Annotated in this window: 16 protein-coding genes; 9 read left to right on the top strand and 7 right to left on the bottom strand. The window is 38.2% G+C overall.

The features are described from left to right. Window positions 1–74: 74 nt before the first annotated feature. The 3 genes from carB (at window position 75) to MCO_RS07130 (ending at window position 5,557) form a co-directional block, all read left to right on the top strand. Complete coding sequence (gene carB / locus MCO_RS07120; protein WP_007553459.1) at window positions 75–3,554, top strand: carbamoyl-phosphate synthase large subunit; 3,480 nt, start codon at window positions 75–77, stop codon at window positions 3,552–3,554. A gap of 260 nt (window positions 3,555–3,814) precedes the next feature. Further along, window positions 3,815–4,024: a cold-shock protein gene (locus MCO_RS07125; protein WP_004855916.1), complete on the top strand. Its 210-nt coding sequence runs from the start codon at window positions 3,815–3,817 to the stop codon at window positions 4,022–4,024. Between the two features lie 330 nt (window positions 4,025–4,354). Then, the gene (locus MCO_RS07130) at window positions 4,355–5,557 is read left to right on the top strand and encodes a pyridoxal phosphate-dependent aminotransferase (protein ID WP_007553460.1); all 1,203 of its coding nucleotides are present in this window, start codon (window positions 4,355–4,357) and stop codon (window positions 5,555–5,557) included. A gap of 802 nt (window positions 5,558–6,359) precedes the next feature. On the opposite strand, the gene MCO_RS07135 is transcribed toward MCO_RS07130, so the two are convergent. Both MCO_RS07135 and trxB read right to left on the bottom strand, forming a co-directional pair. Continuing rightward, window positions 6,360–7,265 carry a LysR family transcriptional regulator gene (locus tag MCO_RS07135; protein ID WP_040299038.1) on the bottom strand — a complete coding sequence of 302 codons (906 nt, stop codon included), beginning with the start codon at window positions 7,263–7,265 and terminating at the stop codon, window positions 6,360–6,362. Between the two features lie 38 nt (window positions 7,266–7,303). After that, window positions 7,304–8,257, bottom strand: a complete 954-nt coding sequence (gene trxB, locus MCO_RS07140; protein ID WP_007553462.1) for a thioredoxin-disulfide reductase — start codon at window positions 8,255–8,257, stop codon at window positions 7,304–7,306. Window positions 8,258–8,564: 307 nt separating this feature from the next. On the opposite strand from trxB, the gene MCO_RS07145 reads away from it, so the two are divergent. After that, a complete protein-coding gene (locus MCO_RS07145; RefSeq protein ID WP_007553463.1) occupies window positions 8,565–9,959 on the top strand; it encodes a TrkH family potassium uptake protein in 1,395 nt (464 codons plus the stop codon). Window positions 9,960–10,626: 667 nt separating this feature from the next. Here the strand turns inward: MCO_RS07145 and MCO_RS07150 are convergent. Together MCO_RS07150 and greA are read right to left on the bottom strand one after the other, a co-directional pair. Next, a complete protein-coding gene (locus MCO_RS07150; protein WP_007553464.1) occupies window positions 10,627–11,685 on the bottom strand; it encodes a glycosyltransferase family 4 protein in 1,059 nt (352 codons plus the stop codon). Window positions 11,686–11,691: 6 nt separating this feature from the next. Continuing rightward, window positions 11,692–12,165, bottom strand: a complete 474-nt coding sequence (gene greA, locus MCO_RS07155) for a transcription elongation factor GreA (protein ID WP_007553465.1) — start codon at window positions 12,163–12,165, stop codon at window positions 11,692–11,694. A 442-nt stretch (window positions 12,166–12,607) separates the two neighbouring features. Between greA and MCO_RS11580 the strand changes: the two genes are divergently transcribed. The 3 genes from MCO_RS11580 to MCO_RS07165 all read left to right on the top strand — a co-directional run bounded on the left by MCO_RS11580 (window position 12,608) and on the right by MCO_RS07165 (window position 16,841). Then, entirely contained in the window at window positions 12,608–12,808 is a 201-nt protein-coding gene (locus MCO_RS11580; RefSeq protein WP_371137043.1) for an SH3 domain-containing protein, read from the top strand. Window positions 12,809–13,084: 276 nt separating this feature from the next. Further along, on the top strand, window positions 13,085–15,412 hold the full coding sequence (gene uvrB, locus MCO_RS07160; protein ID WP_007553466.1) for an excinuclease ABC subunit UvrB: 2,328 nt from the start codon (window positions 13,085–13,087) through the stop codon (window positions 15,410–15,412). A 754-nt stretch (window positions 15,413–16,166) separates the two neighbouring features. Beyond that, a complete protein-coding gene (locus tag MCO_RS07165; protein ID WP_007553467.1) occupies window positions 16,167–16,841 on the top strand; it encodes a BA14K family protein in 675 nt (224 codons plus the stop codon). A gap of 85 nt (window positions 16,842–16,926) precedes the next feature. On the opposite strand, the gene MCO_RS07170 is transcribed toward MCO_RS07165, so the two are convergent. Then, a complete protein-coding gene (locus tag MCO_RS07170; RefSeq protein ID WP_007553468.1) occupies window positions 16,927–17,562 on the bottom strand; it encodes an MBL fold metallo-hydrolase in 636 nt (211 codons plus the stop codon). 145 nt (window positions 17,563–17,707) lie between these two features. Here MCO_RS07170 and MCO_RS07175 point away from each other — a divergent pair, with 145 nt between their 5' ends. Together MCO_RS07175 and MCO_RS07180 are read left to right on the top strand one after the other, a co-directional pair. Then, window positions 17,708–18,412 (top strand): response regulator, encoded by a 705-nt coding sequence (locus MCO_RS07175; protein WP_007553469.1) that lies wholly within the window; start codon window positions 17,708–17,710, stop codon window positions 18,410–18,412. A gap of 7 nt (window positions 18,413–18,419) precedes the next feature. Next, the gene (locus MCO_RS07180) at window positions 18,420–19,760 is read left to right on the top strand and encodes a HAMP domain-containing sensor histidine kinase (protein ID WP_007553470.1); all 1,341 of its coding nucleotides are present in this window, start codon (window positions 18,420–18,422) and stop codon (window positions 19,758–19,760) included. A 49-nt stretch (window positions 19,761–19,809) separates the two neighbouring features. Here MCO_RS07180 and MCO_RS07185 read toward each other — a convergent pair whose 3' ends face one another. Together MCO_RS07185 and MCO_RS07190 are read right to left on the bottom strand one after the other, a co-directional pair. Next, window positions 19,810–20,310 carry a YbjN domain-containing protein gene (locus MCO_RS07185; protein WP_007553471.1) on the bottom strand — a complete coding sequence of 167 codons (501 nt, stop codon included), beginning with the start codon at window positions 20,308–20,310 and terminating at the stop codon, window positions 19,810–19,812. A 369-nt stretch (window positions 20,311–20,679) separates the two neighbouring features. Further along, complete coding sequence (locus MCO_RS07190; RefSeq protein WP_007553472.1) at window positions 20,680–20,937, bottom strand: accessory factor UbiK family protein; 258 nt, start codon at window positions 20,935–20,937, stop codon at window positions 20,680–20,682. Window positions 20,938–21,162: the final 225 nt, after the last annotated feature.

Consider the following 21,162-nt stretch of genomic DNA (forward strand, 5'->3'; position numbering starts at 1 on the left):
TAAAATTATTTTAACCTCAAAATTTAATTTTGTCTGCCGCAATCGCGTACGGATATTTGTCATAGGGAAAAACCATGCCAAAACGCACAGATATAAAATCTATTCTTATCATTGGAGCAGGACCCATTGTTATTGGTCAGGCATGTGAATTTGATTATTCAGGCACACAAGCTTGCAAAGCACTAAAAGAAGAAGGTTATCGAATTATCTTAGTGAATTCCAATCCCGCTACCATTATGACAGATCCAGATTTAGCTGATGCGACTTATATTGAACCCATTACTCCTGAAATAGTTGCACAAATTATTGCTCTTGAACGACCCGACGCCCTTTTACCAACTATGGGAGGTCAAACAGCACTCAATACCGCTTTATCATTAAAGCGTATGGGAATTTTAGACCGCTACCATGTTGAAATGATAGGTGCAAATGCGGATGCCATTGATAAAGCGGAAGATCGTGCCTTGTTTCGCAAGGCGATGGCAAAAATTGGTTTGGAAACACCACGTTCTATGTTAGCCAATGCGACGGAACTCAAAGAAGAAAATCGTCAACAGCACGCAAAAACGCGCGATGAACTTAAATCGAGATTTTCTGGTGATGCTCTTGACCAAGCACTAGAAGAGCTTGAACGCGATTGGCGACACACAGAAGCCGACCGCAAACAACACTATATCGCTCATGCGACGGCAAAAGCAGTTCAAGCTCTTGACGTTATTGGTCTTCCAGCTATTATCCGTCCTTCATTTACCCTTGGTGGTACCGGTGGAGGAATCGCTTACAACCGTTCTGAATTTTATGAAATTATTGAACGCGGACTTGAGGCTTCACCTACAACAGAAGTTTTAATTGAAGAAAGTGTTTTGGGATGGAAAGAATATGAAATGGAAGTTGTTCGCGATAAGAACGACAACTGTATTATTGTTTGTTCCATTGAAAATATCGACCCTATGGGGATTCATACCGGTGATTCAATCACTGTAGCCCCTGCCCTCACTTTAACGGATAAAGAGTATCAATGTATGCGCAATGCTTCAATTGCCGTATTGCGCGAAATTGGTGTTGAAACCGGTGGCTCCAATGTACAGTTTGCTGTTAACCCTGAAAATGGCCGCCTCATCGTCATTGAAATGAACCCGCGTGTTTCTCGCTCTTCAGCGCTTGCCTCAAAAGCAACAGGTTTTCCAATTGCCAAAGTAGCAGCTAAACTGGCAGTTGGCTACACACTTGATGAATTAAAAAATGATATCACGGGTGGTGCAACACCAGCGTCATTTGAGCCTTCTATTGACTATATTGTTACCAAAATTCCTCGTTTTGCCTTCGAAAAATTTCCCGGTTCATCACCTGTCTTAACAACTGCAATGAAATCTGTAGGAGAAGTAATGGCCATAGGTCGTACTTTTCAAGAGTCACTGCAAAAAGCGCTCCGTGGGCTTGAAACGGGTCTTACCGGTCTTGATGAAATTATAATCCCAAAACATGCTGAAGGTGATGAAAAGAGTTCCATACGCTCCGCCATTGCAATACCAAGTCCTGATCGTCTGCGCTACATTGCCCAAGCAATGCGTACGGGCTTGCCCTTAAATGAAATTCACCAAATCAGCAAAATTGATCCATGGTTTCTAGAACAAATAGCCTCGATTATTGAAATGGAACAACGCATCCGCATTCATGGCTTGCCCCAAGATACAGACAATCTACGCATGTTAAAAGCTATGGGTTTTTCGGATGCACGTTTAGCTACCCTTACAGGGCAAGAACCCGATAATATAGCTGCTTTGCGTAAAGCACTTAATGTTAAGCACGTTTTCAAACGGATTGACACTTGCGCTGCTGAATTTTCTTCACCTACCGCATATATGTATTCAACCTATGAAGTTCCCTTTGCAGGTGTAGAACACTCAGAAGCACAAGTTTCTGACCGCAAAAAAATTGCTATTTTAGGCGGGGGACCAAACCGTATCGGACAAGGCATTGAATTTGACTATTGTTGCTGCCACGCTGCTTTTGCGCTACGTGATGCAGGTTTCGAAGCTATTATGATTAACTGTAATCCTGAAACCGTCTCAACAGACTACGATACCTCTGATCGCCTTTATTTTGAATCTTTAACAACAGAAGATGTACTCGCTGTTTTAGAAACAGAACAGAAAAAAGGCGAATTGGTTGGAGTCATTGTCCAATTTGGTGGACAAACGCCATTGAAATTAGCAAGCGCACTAGAAAAACATAATATCCCTATCTTAGGCACGTCACCTGATTCTATTGATTTGGCAGAAGACAGAGACCGTTTTCAAAAATTGTTGTTCAAACTTAACCTAACACAGCCTAAAAACGGTATTGCCCATTCAATCGAACAAGCGCGCCTCATCGCCCATGAATTAGGCTTTCCATTGATTGTGCGTCCTTCTTATGTTTTAGGAGGACGTGCTATGCAAATTATCCGCGATGAGCGCAACTTACAAAATTATTTGCTTGAAAGTGTACCTGAACTGATTCCAGAAGATATTAAATCCCGCTATCCCAACGACCAAACGGCACAGATCAATACATTGCTTGGTAAAAATCCACTTTTATTTGATACCTATCTAACAGAAGCAATTGAAGTTGATGTTGATTGTCTATGTGATGGAGAAGAAACATGCGTTGTTGGCATTATGGAACATATTGAAGAAGCCGGTATTCACTCTGGTGATTCAGCATGTTCTTTACCAGTGCACACTCTCTCACATAAAATAGTAGCTGAATTAGAGCGTCAAACGAAAGCATTAGCACAAGCACTTCACGTTCGTGGCTTAATGAATGTACAATATGCCATTAAAGATAGAACAATTTATGTCTTAGAGGTTAATCCCCGTGCTTCGCGTACTGTCCCATTTGTTGCAAAGACAATTGGTCGTCCCATTGCAAAAATGGCCGCACGTATTATGGCAGGAGAAACTCTTCACAAAACGTTTCAAGTTTACGGTGGATTACCACAACAGAAACAACACATCGCTGTCAAAGAAGCAGTTTTTCCTTTTGCTCGTTTTTCAGGTGCCGATACACTTCTTGGTCCAGAAATGCGTTCAACCGGTGAAGTTATGGGACTTGATTACAAATTTGCTCTTGCTTTTGCTAAAGCCCAACTTGGAGCTGGTGTTGAGCTTCCAAAAGAAGGAACTTTGTTTGTTTCCGTAAGAGATGAAGACAAAAAACGTATCTTAAATCCCGTAAAACTTTTAAGTAAACTTGGCTTTTCTGTTTTAGCAACAAGTGGAACACAAAAATTTCTTGCTGAACATAATGTTGAAGCGAAAAAAATCAACAAAGTTCTAGAAGGACACCCTCATATTGAAGATGCCATTCGTAATCGACAAATTCAATTGATTTTTAATACAACAAGTACTGCCAGTGCTATCTCAGACTCAAAGTCATTACGCCATGCAGCACTCATGCAAAAAGTCCCCTATTATACAACAATAGCTGGAGCCGAATCCGTAGTGGAAGCCATCAAAGCACTCAAAAAAAGTAGCCTTGAAGTGCATTCACTGCAAAGTTATTTCGCTTAAAAATTTTTATATGCAGAAAAACATATCACCCTTTATATTTTCTACCACTCTTTAATCTTTATATAAAAATATTGATTAAAGCTTGCCTTTTATCTCAAAAACCTTTATACGGGTCCCATCGAACTTTCGGTTATGTGACTTTCTTTCCTGTGCAATCTGCACTTTCGGCGAAACTTCTCCCACCTAATTTCGATCTAAAACCGTATTGGATGCTTTTAGCTTCAGTACACAATGTAATTATATATTCTAAGGAGTTTCCTATGTCTACAGGAACAGTTAAGTGGTTTAACACAACAAAAGGTTTCGGATTCATTCAACCTAGTGATGGAAGTGCAGATGTGTTTGTACATATTTCTGCTGTTGAGCGTTCTGGTCTCAATAATCTTAATGAAGGGCAGAAAATTTCCTATGACGTTCTTCAAGATCGTCGTTCTGGAAAATTTGCCGCTGGTAACCTTACCGCGCTTTGATATTTAAATTCTATATGCTATTAAAAAATCCTCACCTGTAAAGATGAGGATTTTTGTTTTTTATAAAGCATAATTTATCCTTATAAAACAAAACACTGAATATCTATTTTGTACAATTATAAAAATACTTCTGTCCCTCCTCTTATTTCATAAGTATCCTAAACGGCTTCCTTGTAAAAACTTCAAAAAACAACGATACAAATTCCGTATTTTAAACAAAATTTTCTAGGCGTTTTCCGACAGTTTTTTATTGCACACAATATAATCTCTTATAAAATGCTCTTAAAAAAGAGCGACAACTATTTGTTTATATCGTAAAGGACTGAAATTATGGCTTTTATTGCCAACAAGCTTTCACATATTAAACCTTCTGCAACGATTGCTGTTTCCCAAAAGGCGCGTACTTTGAAAGCGTTGGGCCGTGATGTTATTGCTTTAAGCGCTGGAGAATCAGATTTTGATACACCAGACAATATCAAAAATGCTGCCATTGAAGCTATTCGACGTGGGGAAACAAAATATACGCCTATATCTGGTATTCCAGAATTACGACAAGCAATTGCTGCAAAATTTCAAAGAGAAAATCATCTCACTTATTCACCAGAACAAATTATTGTTGGTACCGGCGGTAAGCAAATCATTTTTAATGCATTGATGGCAACTTTGAATAAAGGAGATGAAGTCATCATTCCTTCCCCTTACTGGGTCAGTTATCCGGAAATGGTTACTCTCAACGGTGGTGCACCTGTCTTTGTAGAAACCAAAGCCAAGTTTTCTTATAAACTTCAACCGCAGGAGCTAGAAGCTGCCATTACCCCAAAAACCAAATGGTTCATTTTTAACTCTCCTTCGAATCCATCAGGAGCCGCTTATACGCATGATGAATTAAAAAAGCTAACTGATGTTTTAATGAAATATCCTCATGTTCATATTCTCTCCGACGATATTTATGAACATCTCACATATGGGAGTTTTACTTTTGTCACTCCAGCTCAGGTAGAACCAGAGCTTTATGACCGTACACTAACAATGAACGGTGTTTCTAAGGCCTATGCCATGACAGGGTGGCGAATTGGTTATGCGGGAGGCCCGCGAAAATTAATTAAAGCTATGGATACCATTCAAGGTCAACAAACATCTGGTACAAGTGCTATCTCACAATGGGCAGCTGTCGAAGCACTCAATGGTCCTCAAGATTTTATCGCCAAAAATAAAAGTGTTTTTCAAGCACGCCGTGATCTCGTAGTTTCCATGTTAAACCAAGCTCTTGGTATTCACTGTCCAACGCCAGAAGGTGCCTTTTATGTTTATCCTTCCTGTGCAAAACTCATTGGAAAGAAAACCCCTAATGGCCAAATTATTACGAATGATGAAGACTTTGTCATAGCGCTTCTGGAAGCAGAATCAATTGCTGTCGTTCATGGATCTGCTTTTGGACTGGGACCAGCTTTCCGTATTTCTTATGCAACATCAGAAAAATTGCTTGAAGAAGCTTGCTTACGTATCCAGCGCTTTTGTAATAATTTGCTTTAAAGACTTTAGACGCGTCTGTTTTTACAGTTTTTTTCATTGCCAAACAGCTGATCTGAAAGATTTTCAGTCATTTGGTTATAGTTTAAGTGAACGGATTTTTCAGAAAGTGTGTATCGATAAAACTACACGGAGATATTTTTTTAGAACAAAGCAAAAAATAAAACATTCTATTCACAAGAGTGAGGACACGAATAATTTTAAAAATAATATACTTATAAAGCACATCTTTATCTTCTTTCCTTCATATTGACACATGCCACTGGCTCTTTATAACTTTACGATCAAAAAATAATTTTTTCAAATTTTTATCCATATTGAATAACTATCACCAAAAACGCTTTTACATACTCATGCAACTTATATTTCTTAAATTAAATTTGTATCCGCTAAAAATTTGATACTTATAAATCCTAAGCCTCTAAATCAAACTCTTTCTATTCCACAATGGTTATTATAATCCCAATATTCCTCAAAGCTCCTCATCACACCTCGATGTACTTTAAAAATATTGGACACCCATAAAAATTTTTGAAAGCCTTTTTTTTATCATCTCCTAAGAAATGTACATTTTTAGAGGCTCTCCCAAAAATTAAAAAAAAGCCGAACAAACGTTCGGCAAATTTAGAAAACCCCCAGAGATAAAACAAATCTGAAAGATTCTCGTAAGGGAACACTCAAGAAAATGCAATGAAAGATAACATGATCAAGAGATAGCACTCTATGTCATTTTATAAGAAAAAGCACAATAAAAACTTAAGCGTATCTGCTATGCAATAAATACATAGCTTAAAATACCACATCATTAAAAAGACCACTGACGCGCTTTTAAAAAAATATAATCCCGAAAAGCTTTCAATTTTACCAAATTTTTTAAAGCGTAAGGGTAACAAAAAAAAGTGTCAAAGGAAGGAATATCAACTATATCAGGAAAAAGACGCACGAGTCGCTCATCATTATTCACAATATAATCCGGAAGCACAGCGATACCAAGATCACACATAATCGCCTTCTTGATTGAAATAATATTATTGATTCGTAATACTGAAAGACGCAAAGAACCATCACTTCTACCAGCCTTTTCCAACCAATTTAAACCAGACAAATAAAGTGGAACAGGTTCTCCGAATGAAATAATACGGTGTTCATCTAGCTCAGACAATGTTTCTGGTTTTCCATAATTTACAATATAATTTTTCGAAGCGTAAACGTGCATATGAATTGTAAATAATTTTCTTTGTATAAGATCAGGCTGTTGAGGCTGCTGTAAACGAACAGCACAATCTGCATGACGCATCGTTAAATCGAGTTCTTTATCATCAAACAAGAGCTGAACCCGTATATCCGGATAAAGACTAAGGAATTCTGGCATACGCTCCACAAGCCACCCTGCTCCCATTCCGAAGGTAGATGTAACACGTAAATTCCCTGCGGGCTTTTCACAGCTTTCACTTAATTGCAAGCGTGCACTCTCAAGTTTCATCAAAACATCATGCGTTGTCCGATAAAGAATTTCACCCTGCTCTGTTAAGATTAACCCACGAGCATGACGCTGAAACAAGGACACCCCAACATCGTTCTCTAAAGCTGAAACCTGTCGTGAAATTGCTGATTGGGATAAATGAAGCTTTTGTGCCGCATGTGTAAAAGACCCCGCTTCTGCAACAGCATGAAAAACTCTTAATTTATCCCAATCCAACGGTGACATCACACTTTTACCTCTAATTTTTTTACTTTTTCAACAAATCTTCATGTTTGCATATCTAAAAAACGTTCTACCTCCAACGCTGCCATACATCCCCTTCCCGCTGCTGTTACAGCTTGGCGAAATGTTTCGTCTGTTACATCACCAGCAGCAAAAACACCAGCAATGCTTGTTGCTGTTGAATCTGGCGCTGTCCATAAATAACCGCCTCGTTTTTGTTTCAGTTGCCCTTCAAACAAAGAAACAGCGGGGTCATGACCAATGGCAATAAATATTCCCTCTGCATTCACCTTAATTCCTTGTCCAGTTTTAACGTTTTTAAGTTGTGCACCCGTTACAACAGCTCCCCTTGAATCTTGAGCTGGCAAACCAACAATTTCTTCTACAACATGATCCCAAAAAACACGTACATTATCGCAAGCAAACAATCTATCTTGCAAAATTTTTTCTGCCCGAAAATAATCCCGACGATGAACCACACTTACACTCTTTGCCAAATGCGATAAATAAAGAGCTTCTTCAACGGCTGTATTTCCACCGCCCACAACAATGACATCCTTATCACGATAAAAAAAACCATCACATGTAGCGCAAGCAGAAACGCCACCACCCATAAAGGTCTTCTCACTTTCCAAACCAAGCCAACGCGCTTGTGCTCCTGTTGCAATAATCAGTGCATCACAACAATATTGCGTTCCTGAATCTCCATATAAAATAAAAGGGTACTTTAATAAATCAGCCTTTGTAATACTATCATAGACAATTTTTGTACCCATATTTTCAGCTTGTTTTGCCATTTGTTCCATCAACCATGGTCCTTGAATTGGCTCAGCAAAACCTGGATAATTTTCAACATCAGTTGTAATCGTCAACTGTCCGCCCTGCTGTAAGCCAGTAACCAAAACTGGCTTAAGCATTGCTCTTGCCGCATAGATCGCCGCTGTATAACCAGCTGGACCCGAGCCAATAATAAGCAACCGGATATGCGATTGTTCCATAAAATCCCCTTCACTTTTTCTTATTTAATTATTCTATAAATTATAATGAAATGCTGCATTAAAAACATTTTTCAACAGCCTCAATTATGGTGTATACGTATTTCTTTTTAAATTTAGTGAAAAGGTTTAGTTGTCAATTCATTAGATCCTACTTAATGTAGGAATCAGTTTTTACCCTATAAAGAAAAAAACGTAAATTCTTATGAGTACAAAACCATCACAAAAAAAGATTCAAAGATAGGGAACGGTCATTTTTCAATTTATTATCAATGTCTGTGCACGCTTTGCGTTAATCATGGGAGGAGCAATGCTTCTACCAATCTTCATAGATTTGCACGACAACAATCATAATTGGATAACCTTTCTTTACTCTTGCGCCATAACTACGATATTAGCAACACTGATTCTTTTAGCAACAAGAGGTGCTACCTGCCGTTTTTCAGCACGGCTTGGTTTTATGCTCACTGTCTGCCTTTGGCTAACAGGAAGCATCGTGGGTGCCTTACCTCTTTATCTTTCTCCTCTCTCAATTTCTCTAGCAGAAGCAATCTTTGAATCCGTTTCTGGAATCACCACCACAGGCTCTACAGTACTCACTGGGCTTGACAATTTATCGCGAAGTATTTTGTTATGGCGTTCTATCATATGCTGGATTGGAGGCATTGGCTTTATCGGTTTAGCATTATTGCTTTTGCCTTCACTACGAGTTGGTGGAGTGCGACTGTTTCATATGGAATCATCCGATAAATCTGAAAAAATATTGCCCCGTATCAACCAAATTGCCAATGGAATTATCATAGCCTATGTTGGATTAACACTTACTTGTATGCTTTCCTATTTTGCTTCGGGGATGAGCTTATTTGATGCCATAAACCATGCAATGAGTACGGTAGCAACAGCTGGATTTTCAACGCACGATGCCTCTTTTGGCTATTTCTCTGATAAACCAGCCATCTTGATTATTTCAACAATCTTCATGTTGCTCTCCGCGCTACCTTTCGTACTTTATGTTAAATTATTACTTCCTGGCCGCTCCAAACGCTTCATTGATCCACAAGTGGTTGTTTTTTTCCATATTGTTTTCCTCTTCAGTTTTGCTTTAGCGGCATGGCTGCGATTTCATGATCATCGGCCTTTCTACTTAATTTTTCTTGATGTCATTTTTCACCTTTCATCTATCATTAGTACTACTGGCTATAGTGCTGAAGATTATCAACTTTGGGGACCGTTTGCGCTTGGGATTTTTTTTATTGTTTCTTTTACAGGTGGGTGTGCTGGCTCTACCTCTGGTGGAATGAAAATCAATCGCTTGATTATCCTTTGGCGTATTACGCAAACAAATATAGAAAAACTTTTTTCTCCTAATGTCGTTGTAAAAGCGCGCTATGATCATTCAAACATCTCGAGCGATGTTGCCAAAGCAGTTTTATTTTTTGTATGTCTTTATATGTTTTGTCTTCTTATCGGCACTGCACTTTTGCTTACAACCGGTCTTGACTTTACTTCTGCCTTTACGGGCGTCTTAACGGCTCTTTCAAATATTGGCCCAGGTTTTGGAGATATTATTGGTCCTGCTGGAAATTTCTCCACAATTAATGATAACGCTCTATGGATTTTGAGTTTTCTCATGCTCGCTGGGCGTCTTGAAATTATAACCATATTCGTGCTTTTTATCCCCGCTTTTTGGCGTGAGCAATTTTAATGCATAGTATTTAATCTCGTAATAATAAGAAATTCACAAGATAAACAACGTATATTACACAAAATCGGTTCTCAAAATAGAAACCTTCACTTCTTTTTTTGCGCATTAACTGTTAAAAATAGACGCGACATACCAAGAACTCTCCAATGTTACCCAAGAGCTTTTACATCAGCAAGATCTTATAACATTCTTTCTTTATGCATCTCCTCAACAAAGAGGAGAAAACTTCATATAACATCTCAATATATCTTATCAATAGTTTCTCATTAAGAAAAAACATTGAGTGATTTTAATAAAATTTTTTCTAGTATAACACGCCTGTTATAATTTTATTATTGCAGAATACACAATTATTTCCACTCCTGAAGCAATACAAACATCTTTAACAATCCAGCATATATAAAAAGAACACCGCAATATATTCTCAAAAAGCATTCCTCAAGTAAGAAAAAATTATCCCTTTCCTGTATTTACATCACTCTAAAAGTATAAAATTTTAGCTCTTCGATCAAAAACTTTGCTAGCTTATCGTTACATCACCTGAAAAACATGCCAAATTCTGCGAAATAACATTTGCATTATTTAGCTATTCGCTTGAAATATTTACTTGTAGAGACTTTTAAAAATGGCACATTCTCTCCTCTTCTCAAGAAGATTTCTGAGATATTTAAAATGTTTTTTCCGCAAACATTGCCTCGTAAATGCCCCCAATTTCAGCTGCCTCCTTTTCCAAAGGAAAGTGGGCACGAACATGGGCTAAAGCTTTTTTCCCTACTGCCATTGTTTTTTCTAAATCAGTAAAATAAGGTTCAATCGCTGCTGTTAAAGCCGCTCCATCTCCAGCTTTCACAACCGTTCCTGTTCCCTCTACTACCAATTCTTTAAAAATTCCCACATCACTCGTCACTACAGCTGTCTGTGATGCCATTGCCTCCAATGGTGTCAAACCAAAACCTTCCAAACGAGAAGGAGTCACATAAAGTGACAGACGACGATACCACAGAGGTATATCAAGCCTCTCACCAAGAAAAATAATGCGATCGCTCAAACCAGACTCAGCAATCTTCTGTCGCAATTTTTTTTCAAAACTATAATGCTGTTCTGTAGTCCGACCAGCGATAAGCGCTGTCCACTCAGGATAGTGAGGCAATAATGTTATCATTGCATCCACAAACAGATCAGTGCCCTTCAAATAGCGCACGCGCCCAAAACACCCTACTGCATATTTCCCTAGCAATCCAGTTGCTGAAAAGTAATCATCAGGAATTTGGGGAGGTGAAAAACGCCTAACATCTACTCCATGCATAATAACCTGACAAGGTACTTCCAGATAAGTTGCTGTACATACACTAGTAGCAATAACCTTATCCATACGACGAAGCAACCATTTGGTAAAAGGCTTATGGTGGCGTCGAGATGCCGAAGTAAAGATGAGTTTAAGCTTCATTCGCAAAACATCCCGCAAAAATATTCCGCAAAGCATCTCAATATTGCGCCGTGCATGCCAAATACGAAATGGCTTTCCCCTCGGACTTTTCCAAAGTCCAAAAAGATCGCTGAAGGAAAGGAACGGTAAATCTCGCGGTAACCCAAATCCAAAAGTGGAGATACGTACCCCCTGTTGTCGCTGCAATGGAATGAGCTGGATAACTGTAGAGGTCACTCCTGATAAGCGCTTTTTAAAGTGAGGAACGATAATCTCTGTTTCTTCCAAAGATACATGCATAACAATTTAGATGTACTGAACCTTAATAATTTCGTAATTATGCGAACCACCTGGTGCATTCACCTCAATCACATCACCTTCTTGCTTGCCAATGAGTGCACGCGCAATAGGGGAAGAAATAGAAATTTTACCAGTTTTGACATCAGCCTCTTGATCACCAACGATCTGATAAACCTTTTTCTCCCCAGTATCTTCATCCAAAAGCTTGATAGTGGCTCCAAATTTAATTTTGTCCCCTGAAAGGCGTGAAACATTAATAACTTCCGCCCGCGCAATATAGTCTTCAAGCTCATTTATACGCCCCTCATTATGACTTTGTGCCTCTTTAGCAGCGTGATATTCAGCATTTTCTGATAAATCACCATGTGCACGTGCCTCAGAAATTGCTTCAATAATTCGCGGACGTTCCTGTTGTTGGCGCCAACGTAACTCTTCTTTAAGACTTTCAAAACCAGCTGTAGTCATCGGAACTTTTTCCATAATCCGTCCCTTTCTATTACACGGAAGGTTTAATAAAAACACAAAAAACGGCTTCCAAAATCACTTTTGGAATCCGAAAACCATAATCCTCTCTTATTATATAGTACAGTATCCCCCTTTTCCATATAAAAATAGAAAAAGGAATAAAGTATTCACCAATTGTGTTTAAGCTATCTACTATTTTAGCGCTTAAAATGCTAAACTGCACTCCGACTATTAGAGTCTTAAAGAGGAAATAATCGTATTTTTTTCTGTTTTATCATAACCTAACGAAAAAGATCTCATATGAAAAGAAAAACTCTAAAGGAATGCTCTACAAAAAATGAAAAAGCTCGTAATTTTTTTTTGTTTTTGGCTCTCTCTAACCTCAACGGGCTCTGGAGCTGCAGATGCCTTTACCACAAAAAACCTTAATCTTAGAACGGGACCAAGCGTTCAATATATGCTTCGTGGTTTAATCCCCGCAGGAAAGTTGGTATTTGTCCAAACGTGTAAAAGGAACTGGTGCCACATCAGATATAACACTCAAATAGGTTGGGTATCATCTCGTTACCTCTCATTCAAAGATGGAAATGACCTTTATCAGACATACACGACACTTTCAGGAACTAAGCATAATACATACAGCCATTATCCACGGTAGCTAATGGTAAATATTATAAATAAGCGCCCTGTCAATATCATGACGCAGGTGGGACAATGTACATGAACAACTACAAATATCGTCTCACTCTAAAAAACCGAAAAACCTTCTTATAGGATTAGTCTAATATCCCAAATTTATCAAATATTCTATGAAATATTCAATAAACCGAAACAAAACTGCTAATTAACGTTTTGTCGTTATCACGATTAAATTGTAAAATTTAGTATTTTTTTAACCACAAACACTTTTTTATCTCAAAAAGAGGATGCAACAATGAAAAATGGTGTCACAGCAACAGTAGAAGCTCTTTCTGCTCTGATTGCGTCAGGCAATCCCCTTTTTAAGAATGGCGTATTATGGACACCCCACCGCCCTGCTCGTCCTGAAAAATCTGAAGGTGGCATCCCGTTTCAACTCGAAACATCCTTTGAACCTGCGGGAGATCAACCTCAAGCAATCAAAACTCTGGTTGAGGGAATCGAAAAGGATGAGCGTACACAAGTACTTTTGGGTGTTACTGGCTCAGGAAAAACCTATACAATGGCCAAAATCATTGAAAAAACACAACGCCCAGCTTTGATCCTAGCACCAAATAAAACTTTAGCAGCACAGCTTTACGGAGAATTTAAAAGCTTTTTCCCCCACAATGCCGTCGAATATTTTGTTTCTTATTATGACTATTATCAGCCAGAAGCCTACGTTGCGCGCTCTGACACTTATATTGAAAAGGAATCCTCTATTAATGAACAAATCGACCGTATGCGCCACGCTGCAACACGTGCTGTACTTGAACGTGATGATGTCATTATTGTTGCATCTGTATCTTGTATCTACGGAATTGGTTCAGTAGAAACCTATACTGCTATGACGTTTGAAATAAAAAAAGGTGACAAACTTAATCAACAACAATTACTCACTGATTTAGTTGCTCAACACTATCGTCGACAAAATATCAACTTCATTCGTGGTTCCTTTCGTGTTCGAGGAGATATAATTGAAATTTTTCCTGCCCACCTTGAAGATCGTGCTTGGCGTATTTCACTTTTTGGCGAAGAAGTAGAAACAATTACTGAATTTGATCCCCTCACAGGACAAAAAACAGATGATCTTCGATCAATTAAAATTTATGCCAATTCACACTACGTCACACCACGCCCAACATTAAATCAGGCAATGAGATTCATCAAAATGGAATTGGTGCAACGCCTTGCCGAATTAAATGCCGCGGGACGTCTTTTAGAGGCACAACGTTTAGAACAGCGTACAACTTTTGATTTGGAAATGTTGGAAACAACCGGCTCATGCGCCGGAATCGAAAATTATTCACGCTATTTAACGGGGCGCAAACCTGGTGAACCACCTCCAACCTTGTTTGAATATATTCCAAACAATGCTCTCGTTTTTATCGATGAAAGCCATGTAACTATTCCCCAAATTGGTGGCATGTACCGAGGTGACTTTCGAAGAAAAGCAACCTTAGCAGAATATGGATTTCGTCTCCCCTCCTGTATGGATAATCGTCCCTTACGCTTTGAAGAATGGGATGCTATGCGCCCACAAACTATTGCTGTCTCCGCAACACCTGGACGCTGGGAAATAGAACAAGCTCACGGGATTTTTGCTGAACAAATTATTCGCCCAACAGGATTGATTGATCCAGCAACAGAAATTCGCCCAGCATCCAGCCAAGTCGATGATGTTGTGAACGAAATTCGTAAAACAATTCAAAAAGGCTACCGTACCTTAGTAACGGTTTTAACCAAGCGTATGGCCGAAGATTTGACAGAATATCTCCATGAACAAGGCATTCGCGTACGCTATATGCATTCTGACATTGATACGTTAGAGCGTATTGAAATTCTACGTGATCTTCGGCTTGGTACCTTTGATGTTCTCATCGGCATCAACTTACTTCGAGAAGGCTTAGATATTCCAGAATGCGGTTTTGTTGCTATTTTAGATGCCGATAAAGAGGGGTTTTTGCGCTCTGAAACTTCTCTCGTACAAACAATCGGACGCGCTGCGCGCAATGTAGATGGCCACGTTATCCTTTACGCAGATACAATCACAGGCTCCATAGAACGCGCCTTACAGGAGACACAAAGACGTCGACAAAAACAAATAGCCTACAATGAAAAGCACCATATCACACCAATCAGTATCAAAAAAAATATCGATGATATTCTCAATTCAGGAGGCAAAAACAACCATACTTCCACAAATATTCCTGATTTTATCAGGCAAAACAATATGGTTGGCAACAATTTAACACTCCATATTAAATACCTTGAAAAATCAATGCATGAAGCATCTGCTGATCTTAACTTTGAAGAAGCAGCACGACTTCGCGATGAGATCAAACAATTACAAGAAATAGAACTAGAAATCACGGAGAATCCCTTAACACATCATAGCGAACAATCCCCCCACGACCAAGTATTACAACCAAGTCTTTTCTCCAAACCAGACCTTGATCACATGGGACCAACCATAGATACTGGACTTCCGGAAAATCGTAAAGGAAAATCTCGTAAAAACACCCCTAACCAAACGACCATAAAACGAAAAAATACGCGTCCAACAAAGGATCCCAAAAATTAAAACCACCAAAAATAATCTGCTGCTCTTCTAAAAAAATGACTAAACATGAAAAGCAACCAATATTGCCCTAAAAATAGATAACCTCAAACATTAAGGATACTCCAATTAGTCTAAAACACCATAAGAGAAAACAGTTTACAAAAAATGCTTAAAATTATTGACTTTTTAAGCAATTTTTCTCGCTAAACCACTTTATAAAAATCCATAAAACTATAAAAAACTTATAAACTCTAAAAAAACGCAGACAAATTTAAAGAAAACATCTCTGACATACCAAAAAAATAATCGAAATATATTATCTTAATACAATTATACTATGATATATAACTCAATATTATTTATCATTACAAAATAATAGCCAAACAGGATAGTGTTCTATAACACAAATAAAGTAAAATAAAACTTTATCATAACACCATAAGCCTATTATAACAAAAACGATAGCTTTCATTCATACACATATTGTTAAATTCATATTGTATAAAGTAATACAAAAAATTATTACTAAATAAATAATTTATAACAAATAGTAAAAAATAGCTTCTCTTAATACAAACTTATCAAGTAAACTTAAGCTGAGTAAAATAATTGAAATCAAAATTCTGTCACTATTTTATTTTATTGTATCAAGAATAGATCTAACTAAATAGATTATTATTTGTTTTGTCACAATAAAGTCTGAAATTGTTCAGGCTCTATTCAGTTTGAAACGCGTAGGATGTGAAAAATACGAATTTACACAAGGAGCATCATTATGAAAAGAGTGATCAGGTTAGCGGTATTATCAGCAATGTCAGCTGTAACCGTTTTGATACCGTTAGATACAACGCTTGCGGATATGGCATGGTATCATAGTAACCATATTTCAAAAGAAATAGATGATATGATAAGGTATAAGATTAAACAAACAGATGATATGATGAGGGAAATGAGGAGGAAGGCTGGTTTATCGTCTCACAGTTTTAGTTCCTATTCTCCTCATAGTAAATATCACTCTTCTTTTGATGAGCCCTACCACCATCATTATATCGACCATAAAAGAACGGATCATCATCATCATCATCATCATCATCATCATCATGTTGAACGCAAAACATATAAATATGTCGAGCGCAAAACGACAAAACACAGTAATATTCATACAAATAACTCAGGTGATGCTTTAGCCGCAGGTATTCTTGGTCTTGCGGCAGGTGCAATTCTTGGCAATGTTTTAAAGCAGCCAAAACAACCAACAATTGTTTATCAAACAGCACCACAAAATCAGGTAATCTATGAAGTTCAGTCAACATATCAGCCACTTCAACAATCGCAAATATCTGATTGGCTTAAATATTGCAAAAAAAAATATCGTTCATTCAATCCTAAAACGGGCACATTCCGAGGCTATGATGGTGCGGAACACTTTTGTTACGCTCCAGTAAATTAACTTTTTAATAATTTTGCTAGAAAAATCTTAAACGGCACAAAAAAACGCTTTAGGGCGTTTTTTTGTTTGCTCACATATTACCCCCCTAGAGAAAAGGATTATTTTGGCGTTCATATCCTATTTGACTTCTTGGTCCATGACCGCAAATAAAATGAACATCATCGCCTAAGGGTAAAACTTTTTCTTTAAGAGATTTCATCAATTCTTCATGAGAACAGAATGGAAAATCCGTACGTCCAATAGAGCCACGAAAAAGGACATCCCCCAATAAAGCGAAGCGTTCTTTTTCATTGAAATAAATGACATGACCAGGAGAGTGTCCCGGTGTGTGAAAAACCCTAAACTCATGCCCAGCAAAATGAACGCTATCACCATCTTCTAACCATTGATCAGGGATACAAATACACGCATCAGTGATGCCGTAACTTTTTGCACTTTCGCTTACAGCATCCATCAGGGGCTTGTCAGCACGATGAGAACCAATAATTTTAACATCAAGGGCTTCTTTAGCTTGCATTGCCGCTCCTACATGATCAAAATGACCATGTGTTATCCAAATAGCTTCAACGGTAACACCCCTCTTCTGGATCACTTCTTGGACGCGAAGCCAATCACCTCCAGGATCAACCAATACCCCTACTTTTTGTTCATTATCAAAAAGCAAAGTGCAATTTTGTTGAAAAGGCGTAACTGGAATAATATGTGCACTAAAATTATTCATGATGTCCTTTTCAAAAACAAAACTCTTCCAAACTTAAAAGACACATTTCTTTCCCTTTTATAGAAAATAGCCTGCTCGACAGCTTTATACAACTTATGTAAACTTGAGTTTTGTGTAAACTAAATTTTTGTCAAGGTTTTTAAAAATGACCGATCATGTTCAAGTTTTGTGTGACGATGCACCTCACCTTCTTGTAATTGATGACGACACCCGTATTCGCAATCTTTTATTTCAATTCCTCATTAAAAATGGTTTTCGCGTTTCAGTCTCAGCCAATGCCGATGAAGCAAAACGACAACTCGCATGCTTAGATTTTGACCTTCTTATAGTTGATGTCATGATGCCCAGCGAAAATGGTATAGATCTTACCTATTCACTGCGACAAACAAAAGATGTTCCTATCCTCATGCTTACAGCTTTATCAGAAACCGTCCACCGTATTCATGGTTTAGAAGCGGGCGCTGATGACTATCTTGCTAAGCCGTTTGATCCTCGTGAACTTTTACTTCGCATTAACGCTATTTTACGACGTGGTTTTTCACTAAAGCAGCCCAAAATCGAACAGATCGTTTTTGGACCATATATCTTTTCAATTGCACGACGTGAGCTAAAAAAAGGAGGAGAAATTATTAAACTGACAGATACAGAACAAAAAATGATGGTTCTTTTTGCCGAAAATGCAGGTGATATCATTCCACGCCATAAATTTGCAACGGACGATAACAATATCGGTGAACGCGCCATTGATGTACAGATCAATCGTCTCCGTCGTAAAATCGAAAAAAATCCAGCTCTCCCGATATGGCTCCAAACTGTGCGAGGAATAGGTTATAAACTCTCAATTGAATAAATACACAATGATTGAAACCTCAAAAAAAATCGTCCAGTGGTTAACAAAGAAGATGCCTAAACGGCTTTATGCACGCTCTTTGATCATTATTATTGCCCCTATGGTACTCTTGCAAACGGTGATTGCTTACGTCTTTATGGAACGTCATTGGCAAATGGTAACTGAGCGTCTTTCAACCACTGTTGTCCACGATATTTCAGCCATTATTGATATCATTGAAACATATCCGCAACAAGATAACTATGAAGATATCAAACGTATTGCACAACAACGTATGGGATTAAATATTTCTATCCTTCCCACGTCCCCCCTCCCGCCCCCAGGACCGAAACCATTTTTCGCAATTCTTGATTATTTTCTAAGTGAAGAAATCACCCGCCAAATTAATCGTCCTTTCTGGATTGATACTGTAGGAGATTCTGATCTTGTCGAAATTCGTATTCACCTTGGTGACAACATCTTGCGTGTTTTTGCACTGCGCAGCCAAGCCTATGCTTCCAATACTTCTATTTTTCTAAGCTGGATGGTCGGAACAGCTCTTGTTTTATTATTGATAGCGATTTACTTCTTGCGAAACCAGATCAAACCAATTCAACAATTGGCTGAAGCAGCAGAAAGTTTTGGACGCGGTCGTCCTTTGCCAAAAGGGTTTCAACCACAAGGAGCTGACGAAGTCCGTCGTGCTGGCTTTGCTTTTTTACGCATGCGTGAACGTATTGAACGCCAAATCGAACAACGCACCATGATGCTTTCAAGTGTAAGCCATGATTTAAGAACCATTCTCACCCGTTTTAAACTTCAGCTAGCGTTAGCAAATACTGACTTTGACATTAAGCCGCTTGAGCAAGATGTGAGCGACATGCAAAACATGTTAGAAGATTACCTTGCTTTTGCCCGTGGTGAAGGAAGTGAATGTGTTAAAATCTTCGATTTACATGCTCTTATGAAAAAATTCTCTACCGATGCGCATCTTCACAAACGTCAATTTTCTTATAGCATTGAAGGACCTACACAAATACAAGTACGCCCACGTGCCTTCACACGCCTCATCAGCAATCTTGTATCAAACGCATTTTGTCACGCCAATATTGTCAAACTAACAGCCATATCCCAACAAGAATCTTTTATCATAACTATCGACGATGATGGACCCGGTATTCATAAAAATATGCGCACAGAAGTCTTTAAACCATTTTTTAGACTTGATAAAGCACGAAATCAAGATGCAAGTGGAACAGGACTTGGACTTTCTATTGCTCAAGATATAGCACGGAGCCATGGAGGAAATATTCAATTAGATGATAGCCCTTTAGGGGGCTTGCGCGCTATCATTGATATTCCCCTCTAGAAAGATTTAAATCGTCTATAAGAAAAAAATGTTCAACAAACTTGACAATTTAGGCATTGCCTACAGTTTCAAACAAAGTATATTGTAACGCCTTGCAAGCGCTTTCCCCACACCAAGCGACCATCTGAAATGCAACATAATAGCTTTCACAAACTGTAAGCGCATTTATTAACAATGTTTCAACCTGTATATGAGATGGATGCACCCCACCAGCCAGAAGAAGCCCTTGCCGATAAATAACCAAATTATTCCCTTGCCAATAATCAAAATGCCCCATCAACAACTTTTCATTGATTGCTAACAATAAGCGATGCATTTCTGCCACGCAAGCATTTTCAATAGAAAGATCAAATGCACAAGCTAAATGAAGAGCCTCCTGCTCTTCTATCCATGAAAAAGCAAGGTTATAATTTGCCCTTTTTCCTTCCACACAAACACTAATTTCATCTTGTACGTCCCGCTCAAACGACCAATCATATTTACAAGCAATCTGTTCGATAAAGTCAACAGGATGCTCTTCTCTTTCTGTGGTGCAGAATGCAAGCCTCATCATAATCCTCAATCATATTAAAATATTGTCAACAGAACACAACCAGCCTAAAAAGTTGTAACAACATTTTGCTACAATCAAAGCCTTTACACCAAACAAATACACATTAAAAACATTGACAGTACACGAAACCCCAGAACCCACTAATACTTCCTGCGGCAGCCTGATAACAATAAAACGAATCATCAAGCTTTTTCAGTGTATTGATACAATTCCATAGTACTAGTCCCCCAGATTCAAAAAAGTGTTTTTTTTACAAAAAACAAATCAAAAACAAACGATCAATCTGCTCTAACAGACTCAGGATTAAGCATTTTTTAATTTCATACATTCCATTGAAAAATTGGGGATATTTTTTTAGAAACTATTTTACTTTTTTCGTGTCTGCGTTTTTTCCAAATCATCAAAGCGCCTTTTCAAATCAGCATTGTCGGCATGTGCTTTCAACACCATCTCCTTAAGCGTTTCAAATTCTTCACGTGAAACAAGATCAAGTTTGTTAGCTATCTTTTCAGCTTGCAAACGAAAAGCTGTTCCAGCTTCACGTCGTACACCTTGCACAACGTCAGCAGCATCTGTTGCTAATTTTGCCAATTCATCAAGAATACGGTTTGATCCATTATGCATAATGTTTTTCCTTACATTTTAATTATTGACACACACACTATAACGCATTTCCATAACATTTAGATACTGCATTTGTTCCTTTTACCCGATAGATTTTATCTTACTGTGCAGATTTTATTCTGAAATATTTAAATCTTTTTACACTTCTTTTACCACATATAAACTAGTGGAAACCTATTACCCTTCTGACTTGACCATTGTACGTTCATCTGTCATTTCTGACCA

The organism is Bartonella sp. DB5-6 (assembly GCF_000278115.1).
Taxonomy (GTDB): domain Bacteria; phylum Pseudomonadota; class Alphaproteobacteria; order Rhizobiales; family Rhizobiaceae; genus Bartonella; species Bartonella refiksaydamii.